Source organism: Cupriavidus sp. H39, from assembly GCF_050271075.1.
Classification (GTDB): Bacteria; Pseudomonadota; Gammaproteobacteria; order Burkholderiales; family Burkholderiaceae; genus Cupriavidus; species Cupriavidus necator_B.
In genome coordinates, this window is the sequence record NZ_CP189848.1 from 2,050,434 (window position 1) to 2,070,822 (window position 20,389).

The 20,389-nt window shown below is 68.5% G+C and carries 19 protein-coding genes; 8 read left to right on the top strand and 11 right to left on the bottom strand.

The genetic code is table 11. From position 1 onward, the window contains the following. Positions 1–9 precede the first annotated feature (9 nt). On the bottom strand, positions 10–1,416 hold the full coding sequence (locus ACOCMH_RS24855; protein ID WP_427309587.1) for a DUF3300 domain-containing protein: 1,407 nt from the start codon (positions 1,414–1,416) through the stop codon (positions 10–12). A 450-nt stretch (positions 1,417–1,866) separates the two neighbouring features. Between ACOCMH_RS24855 and ACOCMH_RS24860 the strand changes: the two genes are divergently transcribed. From ACOCMH_RS24860 to ACOCMH_RS24890, 7 genes are all read left to right on the top strand, one after another. Beyond that, on the top strand, positions 1,867–2,490 hold the full coding sequence (locus ACOCMH_RS24860; protein WP_427309589.1) for a TetR/AcrR family transcriptional regulator: 624 nt from the start codon (positions 1,867–1,869) through the stop codon (positions 2,488–2,490). 57 nt (positions 2,491–2,547) lie between these two features. Continuing rightward, positions 2,548–3,426, top strand: coding sequence for an NAD(P)-dependent oxidoreductase (locus tag ACOCMH_RS24865; protein ID WP_427309591.1), 879 nt, complete (start codon positions 2,548–2,550; stop codon positions 3,424–3,426). Positions 3,427–3,725: 299 nt separating this feature from the next. Then, positions 3,726–3,986, top strand: a complete 261-nt coding sequence (locus tag ACOCMH_RS24870; protein WP_171518159.1) for a hypothetical protein — start codon at positions 3,726–3,728, stop codon at positions 3,984–3,986. After that, positions 3,983–5,032 carry a multidrug transporter subunit MdtN gene (gene mdtN / locus ACOCMH_RS24875; RefSeq protein ID WP_427309593.1) on the top strand — a complete coding sequence of 350 codons (1,050 nt, stop codon included), beginning with the start codon at positions 3,983–3,985 and terminating at the stop codon, positions 5,030–5,032. The genes ACOCMH_RS24870 and mdtN overlap by 4 nt, the downstream gene beginning before the upstream one ends. Then, positions 5,013–6,989: an FUSC family protein gene (locus tag ACOCMH_RS24880; RefSeq protein WP_427309595.1), complete on the top strand. Its 1,977-nt coding sequence runs from the start codon at positions 5,013–5,015 to the stop codon at positions 6,987–6,989. Before mdtN ends, ACOCMH_RS24880 begins: the two co-directional genes overlap by 20 nt. Next, entirely contained in the window at positions 6,976–8,517 is a 1,542-nt protein-coding gene (locus ACOCMH_RS24885) for a TolC family protein (protein ID WP_427309597.1), read from the top strand. The genes ACOCMH_RS24880 and ACOCMH_RS24885 overlap by 14 nt, the downstream gene beginning before the upstream one ends. Positions 8,518–8,683: 166 nt before the next feature. Continuing rightward, entirely contained in the window at positions 8,684–9,751 is a 1,068-nt protein-coding gene (locus ACOCMH_RS24890) for a glycosyltransferase family 4 protein (protein WP_427309599.1), read from the top strand. Between the two features lie 76 nt (positions 9,752–9,827). Here the strand turns inward: ACOCMH_RS24890 and ACOCMH_RS24895 are convergent, their stop codons facing one another. The 4 genes from ACOCMH_RS24895 to ACOCMH_RS24910 form a co-directional block, all read right to left on the bottom strand. After that, on the bottom strand, positions 9,828–10,040 hold the full coding sequence (locus tag ACOCMH_RS24895) for a hypothetical protein (RefSeq protein ID WP_171518164.1): 213 nt from the start codon (positions 10,038–10,040) through the stop codon (positions 9,828–9,830). 220 nt (positions 10,041–10,260) lie between these two features. Continuing rightward, entirely contained in the window at positions 10,261–11,508 is a 1,248-nt protein-coding gene (locus ACOCMH_RS24900; protein ID WP_427309601.1) for an MgtC/SapB family protein, read from the bottom strand. A gap of 118 nt (positions 11,509–11,626) precedes the next feature. Continuing rightward, a complete protein-coding gene (locus tag ACOCMH_RS24905; protein WP_427309603.1) occupies positions 11,627–12,454 on the bottom strand; it encodes a class I SAM-dependent methyltransferase in 828 nt (275 codons plus the stop codon). 92 nt (positions 12,455–12,546) lie between these two features. After that, on the bottom strand, positions 12,547–13,341 hold the full coding sequence (locus ACOCMH_RS24910; protein WP_427309605.1) for a TorF family putative porin: 795 nt from the start codon (positions 13,339–13,341) through the stop codon (positions 12,547–12,549). A 286-nt stretch (positions 13,342–13,627) separates the two neighbouring features. Here ACOCMH_RS24910 and ACOCMH_RS24915 point away from each other — a divergent pair, with 286 nt between their 5' ends. Then, positions 13,628–14,497 carry a DUF72 domain-containing protein gene (locus tag ACOCMH_RS24915; protein ID WP_427313356.1) on the top strand — a complete coding sequence of 290 codons (870 nt, stop codon included), beginning with the start codon at positions 13,628–13,630 and terminating at the stop codon, positions 14,495–14,497. 30 nt (positions 14,498–14,527) lie between these two features. On the opposite strand, the gene ACOCMH_RS24920 is transcribed toward ACOCMH_RS24915, so the two are convergent. From ACOCMH_RS24920 to ACOCMH_RS24945, 6 genes are read right to left on the bottom strand one after another with little or no spacing between them, the layout of a single operon-like run. Then, entirely contained in the window at positions 14,528–14,872 is a 345-nt protein-coding gene (locus ACOCMH_RS24920) for a Na+/H+ antiporter subunit G (RefSeq protein ID WP_171518168.1), read from the bottom strand. Positions 14,873–14,883: 11 nt separating this feature from the next. After that, positions 14,884–15,156, bottom strand: coding sequence for a K+/H+ antiporter subunit F (locus ACOCMH_RS24925; protein WP_427309606.1), 273 nt, complete (start codon positions 15,154–15,156; stop codon positions 14,884–14,886). Then, positions 15,141–15,644 carry a Na+/H+ antiporter subunit E gene (locus ACOCMH_RS24930; RefSeq protein WP_427309608.1) on the bottom strand — a complete coding sequence of 168 codons (504 nt, stop codon included), beginning with the start codon at positions 15,642–15,644 and terminating at the stop codon, positions 15,141–15,143. Before ACOCMH_RS24930 ends, ACOCMH_RS24925 begins: the two co-directional genes overlap by 16 nt. 3 nt (positions 15,645–15,647) lie before the next feature. Continuing rightward, positions 15,648–17,189 carry a monovalent cation/H+ antiporter subunit D gene (locus tag ACOCMH_RS24935; protein ID WP_427309610.1) on the bottom strand — a complete coding sequence of 514 codons (1,542 nt, stop codon included), beginning with the start codon at positions 17,187–17,189 and terminating at the stop codon, positions 15,648–15,650. Next, positions 17,186–17,563, bottom strand: a complete 378-nt coding sequence (locus ACOCMH_RS24940) for a Na+/H+ antiporter subunit C (RefSeq protein WP_427309611.1) — start codon at positions 17,561–17,563, stop codon at positions 17,186–17,188. Before ACOCMH_RS24940 ends, ACOCMH_RS24935 begins: the two co-directional genes overlap by 4 nt. Further along, positions 17,563–20,367, bottom strand: a complete 2,805-nt coding sequence (locus ACOCMH_RS24945) for a monovalent cation/H+ antiporter subunit A (protein WP_427313357.1) — start codon at positions 20,365–20,367, stop codon at positions 17,563–17,565. Before ACOCMH_RS24945 ends, ACOCMH_RS24940 begins: the two co-directional genes overlap by 1 nt. Positions 20,368–20,389: the final 22 nt, after the last annotated feature.

The window sequence follows — 20,389 nt, forward strand, 5'->3', positions numbered from 1 at the left end:
TTCCCCGGATTAGCGCCTGCCGCCACGACCGCCGCCACCGCCACCACGGCCGCCACCACGGCCGCCGCCACCGCTGAATCCACCGCCGTGGCCACCGGCGCCACTGAATCCACTGCTGCTTCTGCCCGCGCCGCTCGGGCGTTGCGCAACCGATTGCGCGCTGGACCTGCCTCGGTCAAGATCCCGCTGCGCCGCCGCGCCGCCTCCGCCTACGCCCTGGAACGCGTTATCGCGTCCACCGCCTGCACCGCCTTCGCGTCCGCCTGCAACTCCGGCACGATCCGACACGCCTCCGCGGTCGCCCACACCGCCGCGATCGCCCACACCGCCACGATCGCCCACACCGCCACGATCGCCCACACCGCCACGATCGCCCACACCGCCGCGATCGCCCACACCGCCGCGATCGCCCACACCCCCACGATCGCCCACACCGCCCCCATCGCGACCACGGAACTCGTTGCGCCTGTCGGCACCGGCCCCACTCCTGCCGCCAAACTTCTCACGCGAGGCGTTATCGCGGTACGACACGCCTTTCCGATGCGAGGCGTCGTGCTGCCATTTTCCACCGGCCTGCACCTTGGTGCGGTCGAAGTTGCGATCGATGTTGGTAGCTCTGTTAACGTTGACGTTCACGTCGCCGCCGCCCCAGTTGCAGTTGCCGAAGATGGCTCCGGCCGCTGCCAGGCCAACGCCCCATGCCAACCCGGTGGCCAGGGCTGCGCCGGGATAGTAGGCCGGATATGGCGGCCAGTAATAAGGCGGATAAGCGGGATAGCTCCAGGCGCCGTAAACAACGCTCGGATTGTAGGCAGGCACATAAATGACCTCCGGGTTCGCCGGCTCGATCCGTACGATGCTCTGAGGGGGCGGCGCCGCCGTCGGCACCTGGCCCTGGGCCGGGGCGGGAGGCGGCGCGGATTCCACAATCACCTTCTGCTGTTGGTTCGACTGGAGGTTGCCCGATTGCTGGGCGCGCGCCCGCAGCCGCTGTACCGCTGCCAGCACGTCCTTCTCCTGGCCCAGGAAGGCGTCGCCAAGCTTCTGCGTCCAGTCGAGCTTGTCGCTCATCGGCTCAAGCGCCTGTGGAAAGGCAACCAGCGACTTTACGCTGACATCCCATGGCTGGCTCTCGACCGCCTTGACGGCGGCATCGCCTTTCACCTTCGGGTTAGCCTTGACCCAGCGCGCAGCCTGCACGATCTCCAGCGGATAGGTGGAAGCCATCAGGACCTGGGACAACACCGAATCGGGGTAGAGCGCAATCGGCGCGACCAGCGCCTCGAGCTCCTCGGGCTTGAACGGGGGCGCTTGCTCCGACCCAGCTTGCGCACTTGCACCGAACGAGACCAGCGTCAGGCTGGCGAAAAGCCAGGGTCGGACGTAACGAAACAAACGCATCAGCCAACGGTTCATCCCCAGGCCTCCACCATTTGCCGTTCACCATATCGGGCTTCTTCATGCCCTGGGGCCGCGCAGGCCAGGAAGGGCGGCGGCGCCGACAAAGGCCCTGGCCGCCCGGATCTGGTCAGATAACTTGCCGCGCCCGGCGGGAAAGATCACCCGGGCCAGTCCCGTGGACAGGAGCGCATCGGTTCTTGCGCGCTACGGATGTTGCGCCCTCCCGGGACGGAAGCCGGACAACAGGTGTTCTCTATCGTCCTCATGCCAACTCTAGCCGTATGCTTCGCTGACACCTATGAAATCTTTTCGAAGCCGAAATAAGAAATTTCCATTAAACGCCAGCCGTCCACCTGCGGGCGCGCGGTGCCGGCTGTCCGGACCTGGACTGGCTGCCGCCATGACAAAGAGGCGATGCGGTGCTATATTGGGAGCAATCATTTCCTAATTAACAGGTCCACCGGCATGACCGCAACCCAGCCCCCAGTATCCACACGCTCACGCGGCCGGGGCCGCCCGCGCGAGTTCAATGTCGATCAGGCGCTCGATCGGGCAGTGCGCGTGTTCAGCGAACGCGGTTACCACGGCACTTCGATCACCGACCTCACCGACGCCATGGGCCTCGCGCAAGGCAGTCTCTACAAGGCGTTCAAGGACAAACAATCGCTGTTCCTGGCGGCGTTCGATCGCTACCGGGCCCAGCGGGCGGAGAAGCTGCACCGGATCAGCGATAACGCCGGCACCGGCCTGGATCGCCTTCGCGCCACCCTGGACTTCTATGCCGACTCCGCCCAGGGCGCGGCCGGTCGGCAAGGGTGCCTGGTTGTCGGCAGCACGGTGGAACTGTGTGCATTTGACAAACCAGTGGCCGACCACATCGCCGCCGCGCTGTCGCGCAACGAGGCGTTACTGGCTGAACTGATCCGCCAGGGCCAGGAAGACGGCTCGATCTCGGCCCATGTGAATGTCGAAGCGACTGCGCAGATGCTGCTGTGCCTGACGCAAGGCATGCGCGTCGTCGGCAAGACCGGTCGCAGCCGCGAACAGATGCAAGCCGTGGCGGCCGTTGCACTCAAGGCATTAGCCTGAAAATTTTTTGCCTATTTAGGAAGCAATCGATTCCCTTTTGGCCAAGGAGAACTCTCCATGAAGATCGCTTTTTTGGGCCTCGGCACGATGGGTCTGCCAATGGCCACCAATTTGCTCAAGGCCGGCCATGCGATGCGTGGCTGGAATCGCTCGCCCATGCCGGTGGCGAAATTCACCGCGCTCGGCGCGCAAAGCGCGGCCACACCCGTCGAGGCCGTGGCCGATGCGGACGTGCTGGTCTCGATGCTGGCCGATGATGCAGCCACCCGTGCCACGATACTGGATGCACAGACACTGCCCGCGCTAAAGCGGGGAGCGATCCATGTCAACATGGCCACGATATCGGTGGCCCTGGCAGCAGAACTGGCTGCGTTACACCAGGCGCAAGGCGTGGGCTACGTTGCCGCCCCGGTGCTGGGACGGGTAAACGTGGCAGAAGCGGGCCAGCTCAACATCCTGGCTGCCGGCAATTCCGAGGCCATTGCAACCGTGCAGCCGCTGCTGGATGTACTCGGTCAAAAGACCTGGCATCTGGGCGAACGGCCAGAACAGGCCAATGCTGCCAAGCTTGCCGTGAACTTCATGATCGCCAGCGCCATCGGTACGATGGGCGAAGCGGTGGCACTGGCGCACGGCCACGGGGTAGACAAGGTCGGCTTTCTGGAAATGGTCATGTCTACGGCCTTCGCGGCTCCAGTCTACAAGGGCTATGGGCAGGCCATCGCCGAAGAGCGCTTCGAGCCAGCAGGTTTCAAGCTGGCGCTGGGCTTCAAAGACGTGCGCCTGGCGCTGGAAGCTGCGGAACAGGCTAACGTTCCCCTTCCTCTGGCGAGTACGCTGCGCGATACGCATATCGAAAGCCTTGCGCATGGCGAAGGCCACCTGGATTGGGCTGCACTGTCGCGCACGTCCGCGCGCCGTGCCGGGCAGGCCTGAACCGCCACCGCACCTGCGGCCGCAGCACAGGACCGGGTTGCCGCGTATTCCAAGGACAGGCCGCTACTGCAGCGGCCAAGCCAAATCCGGACCGAGCACTTTACGCTGGAGGACTGTTCTGGCTCAGTTGAAATGTCAGGGCTGGTCCGGACAACCTGTGCGGCCCCCGCCAAGAAGCTTCCATGCCACCGATACCATCGGCAGAAGCGACGACTCGAACTGCGTCCCTTGGACAACCCGGTTTCCGCGCTGCTATATTCCCGGATACTTCAAGTGTGCCTCACTGACCACCCCCACCCATGGCTCGCTGGCTTCCGCTCGCAGCATTGGCTGTTCTCCTGCATGGCTGTGCCGGTGCACCTTCCTTTGCCTTGTTCGGCGCCTATTTTCCGCTGTGGCTGTTGAGCGCGCTGATCGGCATCCTGGGCGCCGTGCTCGCCTGGCGTGTCTTCATTGCAACCGGCTGGGCGGAGACGGTCCGCTTCCAGCTGCTCGTCAATACGGCGATCGGCCTTATCGTCGCCGAAATCGTCTGGCTGATCGGTACGGGGCATCTATGAAAATGGCTGGCATGCGCCGCGGCCCGTGGCGCGGGAAAGGGATTGCGCTGGGGATCGTGGCGCTGGCCGTGGCGCTTTCTCTCTATGCCTACGAGCGGACCGTGCGGTTTCCCTCGACCGACGATGCCGCGCTGGACGCGGACCTGATCCACGTCGCGTCGCCGGTGGGCGGCCGCATTGCCCGGATCCTGGTGACGGAAAACCAGCGCGTTGCCAAGGGCGATGTCCTGTTCGAAATCGACCCGGTGCCGTACCGGCTGACCCTGGCCCAGGCACAGGCCGATCTGGAACTGGCCAGGGCAATGCTCGGCACGCGGCGCCGCAGCATCGGCACCGAGCGCGGCACCGCCTCCGTCGCTGCCGAGCAGATTGCCCGTGCCGAGCAGAACTACGCGCTGACGCAGCGTACCGTAGAGCGTTTGCGGCCACTGGCTGCCGATGGCTATGTGCCGAAGCAGCAGTTGGACCAGGCCGAAGTTGCCAGGCGCGACGCCGCAGTGACGCTGAAGCAGGCGCAGCTGCAGCAAGCCACCACGGCACAGGCGGTGGGCAATGCGGACGATGCCATGGCCACGGTGCGCGCACGCGAGGCGGCCCTGGCCCTCGCCCAGCGTGCGCTCGACGATACCGTGGTGCGCGCCGCGTTCGATGGCCGTGTCAGCGGCCTGCGGGTGCTGGCCGGCGAAGTCGTGCTGCCCAACCAGTCGCTGTTCCTGCTCGTGCATACCGGCGAGTGGTTTGCCATGGCCAATTTCCGCGAGACCCAGCTGGCGGATATCCATATCGGCGACTGCGCCACCGTCTACTCGATGATCGACCGGCGCACGGCCCTGCGTGGCACCGTGGAAGGTATCGGCGTCGGCATCGGCGACACCGATCGCGTGAATCTTCCGCGCTCCCTGCCCTATGTGCAGCCGTCGGTGAACTGGGTGCGCGTGGCCCGCCGGTTCCCGGTGCGCATCAAGCTGGCGGAGCCGCCGGAAGCCCTGGCCCGGGTCGGAGCGAGCGCCATCGTCGAGGTGCGGCATGGCGCAGCCTGCCGCTGACCAGCCGCGCCGTGCCGTTGCCGAGTTCGGCGCCCTGCTGGCACCGTTTCCGGGTCGCGCGGCGCTCACCACCCGCATTGCGGTGGCCAGCACGCTGACCGTACTGATCGCCGCGATGTATGGCACGCCGGAGGCCGCGATCTCCGCATACGTCATCTTTTTCATCAACCGCGCAGACCGCACCAGCAGCATCGTGCTCAGCCTCGCCATGCTGGTCCTGGTCAGCCTGATCGTCGGGCTGGTGATCGTGCTGGCTGATTTCACGCTCGACAACCCCGTGCTGCGCGTGGCATGCATGGCGGCGTTGTCGGCCGGGCTGCTGTTCCTGACCTCCGCCAGCAAGTTGCGCCCGGTGGGCGCAATCGTGGCGATGATCGTCGGTTTCGGACTGGATGAACTGGGACTGGTGCCAGCCGGCGAGTTGGCCACGCGCGGCCTGCTGTATGCCTGGCTGATGGTGGCCATCCCGATTGGCGCCAACGTGGTGGTCAACCTGCTGCTGGGGCCATCGCCACGCCGGCTGGCAGGCGAGCGGCTGGCGCATTGCCTGCGCGTGGCGGCGCGCAGCCTGCGCGATCCGGCAGCGCAAGGCACCGCGCTGGCGATGGCGTTACGCGATGGCGTGCAGCCCCTGCCCGGCTGGCTCAGGCTGGCCAGGCTCGAAGGCAGCGTGAATGCGGCTGACGTGCTCGCGCTACGGCAAGCGATGACGTCGACCATGGCCATCCTGATGGCCGTCGATGTCGCCTGGCGGCAACCCGAGGCGCGTTTGCCCGCCGCCTGCGCGGCGATCCTCGCCGATACGCTCGACGCCATGGCACGCATGCTCGCCGCAGGCGGCTATCCGGTCGACATCGCCCTGGCGCTGCCCGAGGCCGCGGCCCTGCCGCCGCTGCAGCAAGCGGTGGCAAAGGCGCTGCGCGAGGCCATCGAACACTATGCCGAACCCGAAGCACCGGCGGCACCGGGCGCGGCGCACAGTGCTCCGGCCAGCAAGCCCGGCGGCTTCATGGACCGCGACGCCTTCACTAACCGTTCCCATGTTCACTACGCGCTGAAGACCACCGGCGCTGCGATGTTCTGCTACCTGCTCTACCAGCAGTTGAACTGGCCCGGCATCCATACCTGCTTTATTACCTGCTACCTGGTTGCGCTCGGTACGGTGGCGGAGTCCGTGGAAAAACTCGCGCTGCGGCTGGCGGGATGCCTGGTCGGCGCGGCGGCGGGGACCGCGGCCATCGTCTATGTCGTGCCGGCACTGGATTCCGTGACCGGTTTGCTGGCGCTGGTGCTGGTCGGTACGTGGCTGTCGGCGTGGGTGGCGTCAGGCTCGCCGCGCATCGCGTACGCGGGATTTCAGGTCGCGTTTGCGTTCTATCTCTGCGTGATCCAGGGTCCGGGCCCGGGATTCGACCTGACCATCGCCCGGGATCGGGTGATCGGCATCATCATCGGCAACCTGGTGGTGTACCTGGTGTTCACCAGGATCTGGCCAGTCAGCATCGCCGGCCGCATCGACGCGGCGCTGGCGGCATTGGCAAGCCAGTGGCAGCAGCTGATCGATGCGCACCAGCCCGCCGCGCGCCGCCAGCATGCCGCCAGCGCCATGGCACTGCAGCGAGATATTGCGCAGGACCTGTCGCTGGCTCGTTACGAGCCGGCGTCGGTCGGCCCTGCGCCGGCGTGGCTGGCGCGTCAATGGCAGCGCCTGAGGCTGCTCGACGCGGTGGCGGGCCCCCTGTTCCTGCTGGCGGAACGGTTCCCCGGCGATCCTGCGATCGCCGCGCGGCTTCGCGCAGTGCGAACCGGCGAGGCACCGTCTGCCGGCGCGGAGCGTGATGCAGCGGCCGGCCCGGGCGACGCCACACGCGCCACCCTGCTGGCGCTGGTCGATCAACATTTGTCTGAAACGCGCCCGGCCGCGGCGCATGCACCCTCTTCCCATGCGCAAACCTGATCCGCTCGCGCTGCTGCCGCTGGTGGTGGTGCTGGCCCTGGCCGGCTGTGCCACCGCGTCGCTCGACCTTGCGCCACCGCGGCCCGACCGGCCATGGCAGGCGCCCACCGGCGCGACGGGCGAAATCGTCGCCGGTGCGCCGGCCGGATCCGCCCCGACGGACTCGCCATCGGACTACGTGCTGCCTGCGAACACGACGCTGGCGACCATCGCCCCGCCCGTGCCGCTCGATGCCGCGCACGCCTATACGCTGCCCGAACTGATCGACCTGGCGCAATCGCACAACCCGCTGACCCGGGTGGCCTGGAACGACGCCCGCAATGCCGCGCTGGCCACCGGCATCGCGCGCAGCAGTTATCTGCCGCAGCTTTCGGTGGCGGCCATGGGCGGCTGGCAGAACGCCCGCCTGTCCGGTTCCACCGTGCTGGGCCAGGCAGGCACCGACACATCGCGCCACGGTGCGATCTCCGCGGTATCGCTGCAGTGGCTGCTGTTCGATTTCGGCGAGCGCGCGGGCGTGGTCGAAGCCGCCGAGCAGGCCACGGTGGCGGCGAACATCGCCTTCACCGCCCTGCACCAGCGCATCATCCACGAGGTCAGCGTCGCGTTCTACCGCTACCAGGCAGCGCGCGCGCGGCTGGCCACGGTCGACCAGGCCACGGCCAATGCCGATGCGGTGCTGACGGCCGCCCGGTCACGCTACCAGCGCGGCATCGGCACGGTGGTGGAAGTGGCGCAGGCCACCCAGAACCAGGCCCAGACCAGGCTGGCGAAGGTGCAGGCGCAAGGCGCGGAGACCGATGCCTACCTGGGGCTGATCAACGCCATCGGCATTTCCCCGCTGTCGAAGCCGCGCATCGCCGGGATGCCGGTGCGGCCGCTGTCGCCGGCGCTGCGCAGTTCGATCGAGCAGATCGTGGCGCGGGCCATCGCGCAACGGCCCGATGTGCTGGGGGCCTACGCGGTGGAGCGCGCCAGCCAGGCCCGCGTGAAGGCGGCCGAAGCGGCATTCCTGCCGAAGGTGTTCATGTCGGGGGTGGCCTCGTATGCGTCGGGCGGATCCGCCATCACGGCGATTCCTCCCGTGGGACAGCAGCCGCCGACGGTCAATCTCAACGGTTATCGCTACGGCAGCAGCGTATTCCTGGGCGTGACGCTGCCGCTCTATGACGGCGGCATGCGCTCGGCCGTGCTGGCGCAGGCGCGCAACGATGCGGACAGCGCATCGGCGAAGCTGACGCGCGCCAAGGAGGAATCGGTGCGCCAGGTGGTGGTCAGCCAGAGCGCGCTGGAATCGAGCTTGGCCGCCTATGACGCCGCCAGGGCGCTGGCCGACGCTGCGCAGATCACCTATGACGCGGCGTACAACGCCTATCGCCGGGGCGTGGGCACGGTCACCGAGGCCAACCTCGCGCAAAACCAGTTGCTGCTGGCGCGCAACGCATCGGCCGATGCCTACAGCGCGGCCTTGACCGCGGCGGCAATGCTGGCGCTGGCCACCGGCGAAATCGGCAGGGGTGCCAACTAGCGGGCAACGCTCGGCCCCAGAACGGCGGTTGTGCCCGGCCTCCCACCCCTGACCAAAGCATCCGTGCGCCGGCGCACAGATGGGTGCGCCGGCTGACGGCATGCTGGGACGTCACTTTCCCGTTAGCGGGGGCCCTGTGCTGTGCATGCCATGGAGCGCAAAGAGGATGAGCCAGCCTGAGCCACCGGAGGTCGCCCCGCCGCCGCTGCCCGACCTCTTGATCTTCAGCGCCCCGTTCCACCCCTCCGTTGGCGGCATGGAGCGCTTTGCCGAGGACCTGGCGGCGGGACTGACCGAGCTCGGCTATCAGGTCGAGCTGGCAACGCGCACGCCGGCCGCCGCGAATGACGTGCCGGCGTACCCCTATCCGGTGACGCGCGTGTCGAGCATGGTCGAGCTGGCGCGCGTCATGCTGCGGCATCCGCTGATCGTGTTCGTCGGCCTGACGTTCTACGACGTGTTGCTGGCTACCGCGCTAGGGCGCCGTATCGTGCTGACGCATCATGGCCCGTACGACCACTATGGCGAGAAGCGCCGTTTCACCCCAGGCAACGTCAAGCGCTGGATGTCGCGCTTCTACCACAACATCTGCGTCAGCCGGTACCTGGCCGGATGGCTGCCGGGACAGCCCCTGGTGATTCACAACGGCTATCGCGACGACCTGTTCGCGCCGTCATCCGTGGCGCGCCGGCCGGGCAGCTTCGCTTTTGTCGGGCGGCTGGTGACCGAGAAAGGCGCTGACCTGCTGCTGCGCAGCTTCGCCAGGCTGCGCGCGCTGCACGCTGACGCGCACCTGACGATGATCGGCGACGGGCCGCAGTACGCGATGCTGGTCGCGCTGGCCGCCACCCTGGAGTGCGCCGAGGCTGTGACGTTTGCCGGCGCGCAGCCGGCCGCGGCGGTGGCGACGATGCTGGCGCAGCATGCCTGCCTGGTGGTGCCGTCGATCGGTTACGAGCCCTTCGGCATCGTCGCGCTGGAAGGCCTCGCGGCAGGCTGCGAAGTCATCGTCACGCGCCGCGGCGGCCTGCCCGAGGCCGTCGGCGGGTTCGGCTGGGTGGTGGATCCTGCGGTCGACCCGTTGTGCGAAACGATGCTGGCGGTGCAGGCCGGCGCAACCCGTCGCAGCGAACCGGGCTTGCGCCTGTTCCTGGCCGACCACCAGCGCAAGACCGTTGCGCGCCGGTACGCCGAAGCGATCGCGGGCTTCACGCAGCGACGCCGCAAACGCTGAGGTGGCGGCTGTCCGGCGCGCTGCCGCGCGCCGGTCCTCACGCGCCCAAGCCTGTCGAAACCCCCGTCAGCCGCGTCTAGCGCGCCGGCTTGTTCGGCTTCCGGGTTTCACCCTGATGCTGTCTCTGCGGATCTTCGTTCTTGAAGCCGCCATAGCTGCTCTGCCCGGGATCGGCGCTGCGGCTCTTGATCTGGCTGGCATCCCGGTCCATCCGCGCGCCCGGGTTCTTTTTGTCCGCGCCGGTCTTGCCGGTCTTGCCTGCCGTCTTTCCACTTGAACCTGGTTTCATTTCCAACTCCTTGTCGTTACACAGTGTCGGTCTGAGGACTTGCCCCGGGGCCGGCTGACTCCGCCTTTCAGGAGTCCGCTGCTGGCGCCCGGAAGCGAAAACCACGCAACTTTTATTCCACGATCGATAGCGGCGCGCGGTCAACCGTGGCGGCCGCCGCGGGGGGCGCCTGCGGTATCGCGTGCAACAGCATTGCAGAATTTGCCGGCCTCCCAGGCCCTCAGGCCAGCTGCAGCAGCCACGCGACCGCCCAGGCCGCGCCGGTCGACAGCACCAGCCCGAGCGCCACCGGCACCGCAAAGTGCGCGCCGCCCGCCGTCGACGCGACGATCTTGCTGACGGTATTGGCGGTCAACGCCCCCAGCACCGGCCATACCGCGGCCGGCGGCTCGACCTTGCCGGCGCCGACCATGGCGCCGATCGAAGTGGCCGCGGCATGCGCGTCGGCAAAGCCGGCGCCCACCGACAGGGCCAGCAGCCCCTCGTTGCCGGCCCATGCCTGCGTGGCCGCGCCCACCAGTTGCAGCACGGCAAACAGCAGCGCAAACACCGCCGCCCCGCGCCAGTCGAAGATCCCGCCGCCGGGCACGCCCTCGGTGCCGCCGCGGGCCTCGTGCCAGGAGCGCCAGAGCCAGATCCCGCCAAAGGCCGCGATCACCGCCAGCCCAGCCGCCAGCGGCAGCGCCAGCGCCCCCAGCGCGGACAAGCTGGTGGCGCCCAGCAACAGCAGCATCTGCACGTAGGTGGCGACACTCGACAGCAAGGCCGCCGCCACCGGACCGTGGATGCGCGCCTCGCTCTGGCGCGACAGCACCGCCATCGCGGCAATGGTGGCGGTGCTGGAGACGAAGCCGCCGAACAGGCCCGAGATCGGCAGCCCCAGGCGGTCGCCGAACAGGCGCGCGCAGACGTGCCCGACCGCGCCGGCCAGCAGCACCAGCAGCACCACCAGCCAGATCGCATGCGGGTTCCAGGCCTGCAGCGGGCCCAGGTAGCGGTCCGGCAGCAGCGGCCAGACGATCAGCGCGGCAGTGGCAAGGATTAGCGCCTCGCTCATTTCCTCGCGCGTGACCACGCGGCGGGCCAGATGGTGCAGGAAGGACTTGCCATGCAGCAACAGCACCACCACCGTGGCCAGCGCTGCCGCCAGCGCCGGATGGCTCGCCGCCAGCGCGCCCAGCAGCAGGGTCAGCAGCAGCGCGAATTCGGTGGTCAGGCCGCTGTCGCGGCTGGCCGAGCGATGGTAGCTCAGCGCCGTCAGCATGGCCGCGCCCAGCAGCATGACCGGCAGCACCAGCGCCGACGGCAGTATCGCGCTGGCCACGCCCGCCAGGCTGGCCAGCGCGAAGGTGCGCAGCCCGGCCGGGGCTTCGCTGCTGCCGTCGGCCGCCTGGCTGCGCTCGCGCTCCAGCCCGATGGCCAGTCCGATGCCCAACGCCACCGATGCGGAAATGATCAAGGGGTCCATGCCATATGCCCGAGGTTGCAGTCGTCGTGAAGCCTGGCAGATGCCGGTGACGACAGTATCGGTGCAGGCGACGATTTGCGCACCCCTTGAGCGAGCCTGGTGGACCGGTGCGCGTTGCTCAGCCCGCGGGCGCCGCCACCATGACCACATGCGCCTGCATGGGGCCGGCCAGCGGCCCGGCGCCATAGGCCTGGATCAGCGCCTGCTCGCAGTGGTCGGTTGCGCGCGCGAGGGCGTCGGGCCCGCGCGCTTCCAGGTCGGTGCGCAGCGGCGTGCCCTGGCAGAATGCCACGGCGGGGATGCGCGCGGCGGCTGCGTGGCTGGTTTCGGTGACGGTCTCGAACACCGCGCCCGCCGTGAATCCGCCCGCGCGCAGGTCTTGCTCGATGGCGGCCTGGCTGTGATAACCGTGCGGGATGCGGACCATGAAATCGGGCGGCGCGTCGGGAAACAGCGCGGCGAGCGCCGCGGTGATGTCGCGCGCAAACGCGTTGAACGCGATCCGGTCCCACACGTTGAACACCAGCGTGCCGCCTGGCACCAGCACGCGGCGGGCCTCGGCGAACGCCCTGCCCTTGTCGGGGAAGAACATCGCGCCGAACTGGCATGCCACCAGGTCGAAGCTGGCGTCGCCGAACGGCAGCTGCATGGCGTCGGCCTCGCGCCATTGCACCGGCCGCGTGGTGCCCGCGGCTTGCGCGTACGCCAGCATCGGTGCATTGAGGTCGGTGGCGACGACCAGGGTATCCGCCGCCAGGCGCAGCGCGAGTTCCCGGGTCAGCACGCCGGTGCCGGCGGCCAGCTCCAGCACCCGCCGCGGCCGCAGCGCGGCGATGCGCCGCCCCAGGTCGGCGGCATAGGGCGCAAAGATCATCGGCACCATCAGGGTCTCATAAACCTCGGGAATCGCCCCCGCAAAGACTTTGTCCTGGTGTTGCATGCCCATGGCCCGGCCCTCCCCTGTGCGGCCCGGCGGTAAAGTCGCCGGGGTTGCCTGACTGGGTGTAGGACACATCGCGGGCAATGTAAACCGCGCCGCTAGAACGTCTTGCTCAGCGATCCCCAGACCGTGGCGCGGCCAAGGTAGCGCCCTTGGGCGCTGGTGTACACCGCCCGGTCGGCATTGGTATCGATATACGCCAGCGCCAGTGCGAAGCCCTGGCCCAGGTCTTTGGTCAGGCCAAGTTTCCAGTCAGCGTACGAGGCATCGGCCACCTGCACTTTCTGGTAGCCCGCGTGGGCGTTGAGGGTCAGGCCCCAGAACCCGAGCGGCACGTTGGCCGACAGATCCGCATACCAGCTGTGGCGGCTCTCGGCCAACCCGAACAGGTTGGTCGGCGCATAGGAATACTTTAGCGTCACCGGGCCGTAGCCGACGCCGACGTAGAGCTCGGTGGTGTCAGGGCTGGTGTAGCGGTCGGGATAGCTGCCCGGATAGTAGTACTGCAGCACGCCCAGGTCGGTGCTCCAGCCGCTGTCGCCAAATGCATGCCGGTAGCCGCCGTAGAAGTCCATCTCGACCGGCGCTGACACGTCCGCATGGCTGTCGCCCAGCCAGCTGATGCTGGCGTTCCAGTTGCCGAGGTAGAAGCCGCTGGCATGGCTGTAGTCGAAGCCGCCCTGGATCGCGGGGCGGCCGCTGCTTTGCGTCAGGCCGCGGTAGCGGTAGTCGCTGGCCAGCGCAAGGTTGGCGCTGAACGTGTGGACAGCGGCGGCGTCCGCCGTATCGGAGCTGGCTTGCGCCAGGACGGGCGTGGCGTTGGCGAGCCACAGGGCCGCGGCCAGCGCGGCTGGCGCGGCGTGGCGGCCGGTGGAGTTGCGAAGCAAGGTCATGGTCGAAGGTGGCGGATTGAGGACGCGTCCGCATCAGGACGCCCCGCCACGATAGGGACTTCGACATAAAAACGGCGTCAAGAGACGCCGTGACCGTATTGAAATGCGGTAAACGCCTTATGCCGGCGCAGCCGCCCGCTGCAGTGGGTGCTGGCCACGGACAGCATTTCGCCAAGGCGCGGATCTTGCGGGGCTGGCCTGGATGCTCTCCCATGAGGGGCGCCCGGGATGGCGCGCAGGCAGTATGGCGCCGTCGATTGCAAAAAGTACAGACCAGGGCATGGCGATGATCCGCATCGGCATTTCAGGCTGGCGCTATGCCGGCTGGCGCGGCGTGTTCTATCCCGACGGGCTGGCGCAGCGGCGCGAGCTGGAATTCGCGTCGCGCGCGGTCGAGACCATCGAGATCAACGGCTCGCACTACGCGCTGCAGACGCCGAAGAGCTATCGCGCCTGGCATCAGGCCACGCCGCCGGGCTTTGTGTTCAGCGTCAAGGGCCCCCGCTACCTGACCCACATGCTGCGTTTTCGCGACGACTCGGCACGGCCGGCGATGGCCAACTTCTTTGCATCCGGCGTGCTGGCGCTGGAAGAAAAACTAGGCCCGGTGCTGTGGCAGTTTCCGCCCAACTTTGGCTTCGATCCCGAGCGCATGGACCGCTTCCTGTCGCTCATTCCCCACGACACGCACAGTGCCCGCGAACTGGCGCGGCACCACAATCGCAACGTCAGAGACCCGTGGTACGAGACGAGTCGCCGGCGCCCGATCCGGCATGCGGTGGAAATCCGCCACGCCAGCTTCTGCACGCCGGAATTCCCGGCCCTGCTGCGCCGCCACCGGGTTGCGCTGGTGATCTCCGACGCCGTTGCCGACTGGCCCTATGCCGAGGACGTGACCAGCAATTTCCTGTACCTGCGCCTGCATGGCACCGAGACCCTGTATGGCGGCGCCTATTCCGATGCGGCGCTGGATCGCTGGGCCGCGCGGCTGGTCAAGTGGGCCAACGGCCAGGAGCCGGCGGATGCGCAGCGGATCTCGCCGAAACGACCCCGCGCTGCCGCGCATCGCGACATCTACTGCTATTTCGACAACGACAAGAAGGTCAAGGCTCCGTTCGATGCGCAACGGCTGCGCGCGCGGATCGAGGAAAAGTAGGCGACAAGACCACGCTGGCGCCGGTTCTGGTCAATCGCGGATGCGCGGCATCCAGCCGCTGCCGCGCGTGCGCGGGTCCACCGGCAGCTGCCGCTGCAGCGCGGCCTTGGCCAGCATGTGGGCGCTGATCGGTGCGGTCAGGAACAGGAACGCGGTCACCAGCAGCTCATGCAGGCTGGCTTCCCCGCGGAAGCTGAAATACGCCACCGAAGCCAGCACCACGCCGCCCACGCCGAGCGTGGTCGACTTGGTCGGCCCATGCAGGCGCATGAAGAAATCCGGCAGCCGGAACAGCCCGATGGCCCCGACCAGCATGAACACGCTGCCCACCAGCAGCAGCGCGCAGACGATGAATTCGGCAACAGGATGCAGCATGGCCCGGGCTCCTAGTATTCGATGATGTCGCCGCGCTGCAGGTACTTCGACAGCGCCACGGTGGCCACGAAGCCCATTACCGCGAGCAGCAGCGCGGCCTCGAAGAACAGCTCCGAATCCAGGCTGATGCCAAGCACCACGATCAGCGCGATGGCGTTGATGTTGAGCGTATCGAGCGCCACGATGCGATCGGGCAGGCTGGGCCCGCGCAGCAGCCGCGCAAGCGTCAGCAGGAAGGCCAGGCCAAGGATCGCCAGGCAGACCGGAATCACGATGGCAAGCATTGGAAGATCTCCTTGAGCGGGGTTTCATAGCGCGACTTGATCAGCGCGACCAGCGCGGCCTCTTCTTCCAGGTCCAGGACATGGACCAGCAAGGCGCGGCGGTCGTCGCTCAGTTCGGCGCACAGCGTGCCGGGGCTGAGCGAGACGATGCTGATCAGCGCGGTGGTGGCAAGTTCATGCTCGACGTCGAGCGGGACCACGATAAACGCCGGGCGCAGCCGCGCGGTGCGCCCCAGCACCATCATGGCCACTTCCAGGTTGGCCTTCACGATATCGATCAGCACATGGCAGCTCAGGCGCAGGATCAGGTCCGGGCGCGACAGGCGGAAGGCGCCCAGCACCAGCCAGCGGTCGGCCAGCCGGCCGATGGCCCAGCCGAGGGCAGCGCCCAGCAGCCAGTGTCCCGGCGCGACGCTCTGGACTAGCATCAGCCACATGAGCATCAGGATCAGGCTGAGCCAGGGATGGGGCAGCAGACGACGCCACATGCTCTACCCCCGCTCGCCGGGCAGCACCGCCCGCAGGTAGGCGGCGCGGTCCAGCAGTTGCGCGGCGGCATCCGCCACATAGTCGCTGACCGGACGCGCGGCCACGGTCAGCGCCAGGTTGCCCGCCAGCAGCAGCATGCAGCAGGCCAGCTTGCGCGCGTCGGGCCGCACCCGCAGGCGCGCCGCGCCGGGATGGTCTTCATCCAGATATTCCGCGCCTTCGGCCACGCGCTGCGCTTCATGCGGCAGGCGCCACAGCAGCCGCGTGCCGGTGCGGGAGACGGCAATCAGCAGCAGCAGGCTGGATCCCAGCACCGCGGGCCATAGCACCGGCATCCACGGCGCCGGCGTGGCACGCAGGATCATGAGCTTGCCCAGGAAGCCCGACAGCGGCGGCAAGCCCACCGCCGCGACCACGCCCACCAGGTACAGCAGCCCCGCCAGCCGCGAGGCGCTGACCGGGGCACCGTCGGTGCGCGCGGCTTCCGGCTCGAGCGCATCGGCCAGCAGGAACAGCGCCGCGGTGCACAGCGTGGTGCTGAGCAGGTAGTACAGCGCCGCGGCCCAGCCGGCCTGGGTTTGCATCGACACGCACGCCGCCAGCAGGCCAACCGACGCCACCACCAGGTAGCTGGTCATGGTGCGCAGCGCCGTGGCCGCCAGCGCGCCCAGCGCACCGACCGCCAGCGTGGCCAGCGCCAGCACGAACACCCAGTCATGCAGGAACGGCGCCAGCAGTCCTTGCGCGCCGCCGAAGATCAGCGCATCGCAACGCAGCATCGCGTAGATGCCGACCTTGGTCATGATGGCGAACAGCGCCGCCACCGGCCCGGCCGCGCTGCCATAGGCCCGCGGCAGCCAGAAGTACAGCGGGAACAGCGCCGCCTTGAGCGCGAACACCAGCATCAGCATCGCGCCGGCGGCCACCGCCAGCGGCAGGTCCTGGGCCGGCAGCCCGGCCAGCCGCAGGCCCAGGTGCGCCATGTTGAGCGTGCCCGAGAGGCCGTACAGCACGCCGATCGCCACCAGGAAGAACGACGACGCCACCAGGTTCAGGATCACGTAGTGCAGCCCGGCGCCGATGCGCGCGCGGCCCGCCCCATGCACCAGCAGCGCGTACGAAGCGATCAGCAGGATCTCGAAAAAGACGAAGAGGTTGAACAGGTCGCCCGCCAGGAACGCGCCGTTCAGGCCCATCAGCTGGAACTGGAACAACGCGTGGAAGTGCCGCCCCTGCCGGGCCGTGCCGTCCCCCGCCGCGGCCAGCGCGGCGACGGCAAGGACCGCGGTCAGCGCCAGCATCATCGCACCGGTGCGGTCCAACTGCAGCACGATGCCGAACGGCGCGCTCCAGTTGCCCATGGCGTAGACCGCGATGTCGCCGCCGGCCGCATGGCGCAGCAGCAGCACGGCCACAGGCACCAGCAGCAGCGTCGCCACCGCGCTGGCCAGGCGCTGCGCCTGCAGCCGCTGCGCCGGCATCGCCGTCAGCAGCGCGCCGGCAAACATGGGAACCAGGATGGGCAGCAGCACCGCATGGTTCATGGCCGCGGCTCCGTGCCGCTGCCGTCGGCAGCGGGATCCTCGCCCGCCTGCGGCTGGCCGGCGGCGTCGACATGGTCGCTGCCGGTGAGGCCCAGCGAGCGCAGCGCCAGCACCACCGCGAACGCGGTCATGCCGAAGGCGATGACGATGGCGGTCAGCACCAGCGCCTGCGGCAGCGGGTCGGCATAGCTGGCCCCCGGCGCGATCACCGGCGGGCGGCCGATCGACAAGCGCCCCATGCCCAGCAGGAACAGGCTGACCGCATACGACAGCAGGGTCAGCCCCAGCACCACCGTGAACACGCGCTCGCGCAGCAGCAGGTAGATGCCGGCGGCAGTCAGGATGCCGATGGTAATGGCGTAGAGCGCGGCCATCAGTCCTCCTCGGCGGCTTGCGCCGGCGGCAGGTTGCGCACGCCCAGGTGAGACACGATTACCAGCGTGGTTCCGGTCACGGTGCAGAACACTCCCAGGTCAAAGATCATGGCCGTGGCCAGTTCCACCTCGCCGATGCCAGGCAGGTGGAAGTGCCCGAAGGCAGTGGTCAGGAACGGATAGCCGAAGGCCAGGCTGCCCAGTCCGGTCAGCCCCGCGACCAGGATGCCGGCGCCGGCGATGGCGCGGTAATCCGGTGCGATGCGCGCCTCGGTCCAGCGCACGCCGTTGGCAACGTACTGCAGCAGCAGCGCCACCGAGGTGATCAGCGCCGCGATAAAGCCCCCGCCGGGCTGGTTGTGCCCGCGCAGCAGGATGAAGGTCGCCACCAGCAGCGTCAGCGGCAGCATCAGCCGCGCCAGCATGGCCAGCAGCAGCGGGTGCGCCTGGCTGGTCCACGGCAGCCCGTCCGGCGCCGCCGACGGGGTCGGCAGGCGCATGCCCTTGAGCAGGGCCTGCACCGCCAGGCCGGCGACCAGCAGCACGCAGATCTCGCCCAGGGTATCGAAGCCACGGAAGTCCACCAGCAGGACATTGACCACGTTGTGCCCGCCGCCGCCCGGGACCGATTGTTCGACGTAGAACGCGGACACCGGGTCGTATGGCCGCGTCATCACCGCGTAGGCCGCCACCGCCAGCAGCGTGCCGCCGCCCAGCGCCAGCACGGCATCGCGCACGCGCCGGCCGGCGCCGGGGCGGTCATGCGCTGCGCGCGGCAGGTAGAACAGCGCCAGCACCAGCAGCAGGATGGTCACCACCTCGACCGAGATCTGGGTCAGCGCCAGGTCCGGCGCCGAAAAGCGCAGGAACGCCAGCGACACCATCAGCCCGCAGCCGCTCAGCAGCACCAGCGCCAGCAGCCGCTGCCGGTGCGCCGCCACCACGGCGATGGCGCACAGCGCCAGCAGCGCCAGCGTGGCGGCGCCGACCGGATCGATGGCGCCGGCGGGCACGCTGCCGGCCAGCGTGCCCAGGTCAGCCAGGAACCAGGCCGGCACGGCCAGCATCGCCAGCAGCATCCAGGCGATATAGGTCGGCAGCGAACCGTCTTCCAGCCAGCGCGTGACCGCGCCGGCAAAGCGTTCCAGCGCGCTCATGCCATGCTCGAACGAGCGCCGCGCGCTCAGGTGCTCGATCGCCTGCTGCCAGCGCCGCAGCGCGTCGCGGCGCAGGAAGAACAGGGTCGCGCCGCCCGCCATCGAAACCAGGCTCATCACCAGCGGCAGGTTGACCCCGTGCCACAAGTGCAGGCTGTATTCCGGCAGCGGCGCGCGCAGCGTCGCCAGCGACGCGGCCGCGAGCAGGTCACCAACGGTGTAGGCCGGCACCAGCCCGACCACCAGGCAGATCACCACCAGGAACTCGACCGGCACCTTCATGAAGCGCGGTGGCTCGTGCGGCGGGTAGTTGGGCAAGTCGGGCTGGCCCGTGCCGAAGAACACGCCGTAGATGAAGCGCAGCGAATAGGCCATGGTCAGCGCGCCGGCCATGGTCGCTGCGGCGGGGATGACCCAGTTGAATTCGCCCAGCAGACCCTGCGCCAGGGTCTCGCCGAAAAACATTTCCTTGCTGAGGAAGCCGTTGAACAGCGGCACGCCCGCCATCGACAGCGACGCCACGATGGCCAGCACCGCGGTGTGCGGCATATAGCGGGCGAGCCCGCGCAGGCGGTAAAGGTCGCGCGTGCCGGTTTCGTGGTCGATGATGCCGGCGGCCATGAACAGCGACGCCTTGAACACCGCGTGGTTGATGATGTGGAAGATCGCGGCCACCGTGCTGAGCTGGGTGTCGAGCCCGAACAGCAGCGTGATCAGGCCCAGGTGGCTGATGGTGGAATAGGCCAGCAGGCCTTTCAGGTCGCGCTGCAGCAGCGCCATGCCGGCGCCGACGATCAGCGTGGCCAGCCCGGTCATGCTGACCAGGTAGAACCAGCTGTTGGTGCCGTCCAGCACCGGGTAGAGCCGCGCCAGCAGGAACACGCCGGCCTTGACCATGGTGGCCGAGTGCAGGTAGGCCGAGACCGGCGTGGGCGCGGCCATGGCGTGCGGCAGCCAGAAGCTGAACGGGAACTGCGCCGACTTGGTGAACACCGCCAGCAGCACCAGCACCAGCATCGGCAGGTACAGCGGGTGGTGCTGGACCTTGCCGGCCTGCGCCAGCACCACGGACAGCTCGAAGCTGCCGCAGATATGGCCCAGCAGCAGCACCCCCGCCAGCAGTGCCAGCCCGCCGCCGCCGGTCACCGTCAGGGCCATGCGCGCGCCCTGGCGCGCATCGGTGCGCCAGGACCAGAAGCCGATCAGCAGGAACGACAGGATGCTGGTCAGCTCCCAGAACACCACCAGCAACAGCAGGTTGCCGGCGAGCACCACGCCGAGCATGGCTGCCATGAACAGCAGCAGCAGGCAGAAGAAGCGCACCGCCGATTCATTGCGCGCCAGGTAATAGCGCGCATACAGGATCACCAGCAGCCCGACGCCCAGCACCAGCAGCGCGAACAGAAAGGCCAGGCCGTCAAGGCGCAGCGACAGGTCCAGCCCGAGCGCGGGCAGCCACGCCACGCGCCAGCCCTGCGCGTGCCCCGGCTGCGCGAAGACCTCGCCGCGCAGGTTCAGCAGCAGCAGCAGCGCGGCCAGCGGCGGGCCCATGGTGACCGGTGCCACCAGCCGCGGGGCACGCATGCCGATCAACCACGTCAGCGCCGCGGCCAGCAGGGGCAGCGCAATCAGCAGCGGCAGCGCCATGCGCGCGGCCTCAGCCATTGCC

Bases quoted from the DNA above. Each gene is read 5' to 3' on its own strand.
- ACOCMH_RS24885 (WP_427309597.1), top strand. From the start codon at position 6,976: ATGCGCAAACCTGATCCGCTCGCGCTGCTGCCGCTGGTGGTGGTGCTG.
- ACOCMH_RS24940 (WP_427309611.1), bottom strand. From the start codon at position 17,563: ATGGCCGCGCTCTACGCCATTACCATCGGCATCCTGACTGCCGCCGGC.
- ACOCMH_RS24870 (WP_171518159.1), top strand. From the start codon at position 3,726: ATGGCTCGCTGGCTTCCGCTCGCAGCATTGGCTGTTCTCCTGCATGGC.
- ACOCMH_RS24910 (WP_427309605.1), bottom strand. From the start codon at position 13,341: ATGACCTTGCTTCGCAACTCCACCGGCCGCCACGCCGCGCCAGCCGCG.
- ACOCMH_RS24925 (WP_427309606.1), bottom strand. From the start codon at position 15,156: ATGCTTGCCATCGTGATTCCGGTCTGCCTGGCGATCCTTGGCCTGGCC.
- ACOCMH_RS24860 (WP_427309589.1), top strand. From the start codon at position 1,867: ATGACCGCAACCCAGCCCCCAGTATCCACACGCTCACGCGGCCGGGGC.
- ACOCMH_RS24915 (WP_427313356.1), top strand. From the start codon at position 13,628: ATGATCCGCATCGGCATTTCAGGCTGGCGCTATGCCGGCTGGCGCGGC.
- ACOCMH_RS24930 (WP_427309608.1), bottom strand. From the start codon at position 15,644: ATGTGGCGTCGTCTGCTGCCCCATCCCTGGCTCAGCCTGATCCTGATG.
- ACOCMH_RS24905 (WP_427309603.1), bottom strand. From the start codon at position 12,454: ATGGGCATGCAACACCAGGACAAAGTCTTTGCGGGGGCGATTCCCGAG.
- ACOCMH_RS24895 (WP_171518164.1), bottom strand. From the start codon at position 10,040: ATGAAACCAGGTTCAAGTGGAAAGACGGCAGGCAAGACCGGCAAGACC.
- ACOCMH_RS24855 (WP_427309587.1), bottom strand. From the start codon at position 1,416: ATGAACCGTTGGCTGATGCGTTTGTTTCGTTACGTCCGACCCTGGCTT.
- ACOCMH_RS24945 (WP_427313357.1), bottom strand. From the start codon at position 20,367: ATGGCGCTGCCGCTGCTGATTGCGCTGCCCCTGCTGGCCGCGGCGCTG.
- ACOCMH_RS24900 (WP_427309601.1), bottom strand. From the start codon at position 11,508: ATGGACCCCTTGATCATTTCCGCATCGGTGGCGTTGGGCATCGGACTG.
- ACOCMH_RS24880 (WP_427309595.1), top strand. From the start codon at position 5,013: ATGGCGCAGCCTGCCGCTGACCAGCCGCGCCGTGCCGTTGCCGAGTTC.
- ACOCMH_RS24935 (WP_427309610.1), bottom strand. From the start codon at position 17,189: ATGAACCATGCGGTGCTGCTGCCCATCCTGGTTCCCATGTTTGCCGGC.
- ACOCMH_RS24890 (WP_427309599.1), top strand. From the start codon at position 8,684: ATGAGCCAGCCTGAGCCACCGGAGGTCGCCCCGCCGCCGCTGCCCGAC.
- ACOCMH_RS24920 (WP_171518168.1), bottom strand. From the start codon at position 14,872: ATGCTGCATCCTGTTGCCGAATTCATCGTCTGCGCGCTGCTGCTGGTG.
- ACOCMH_RS24865 (WP_427309591.1), top strand. From the start codon at position 2,548: ATGAAGATCGCTTTTTTGGGCCTCGGCACGATGGGTCTGCCAATGGCC.
- mdtN (WP_427309593.1), top strand. From the start codon at position 3,983: ATGAAAATGGCTGGCATGCGCCGCGGCCCGTGGCGCGGGAAAGGGATT.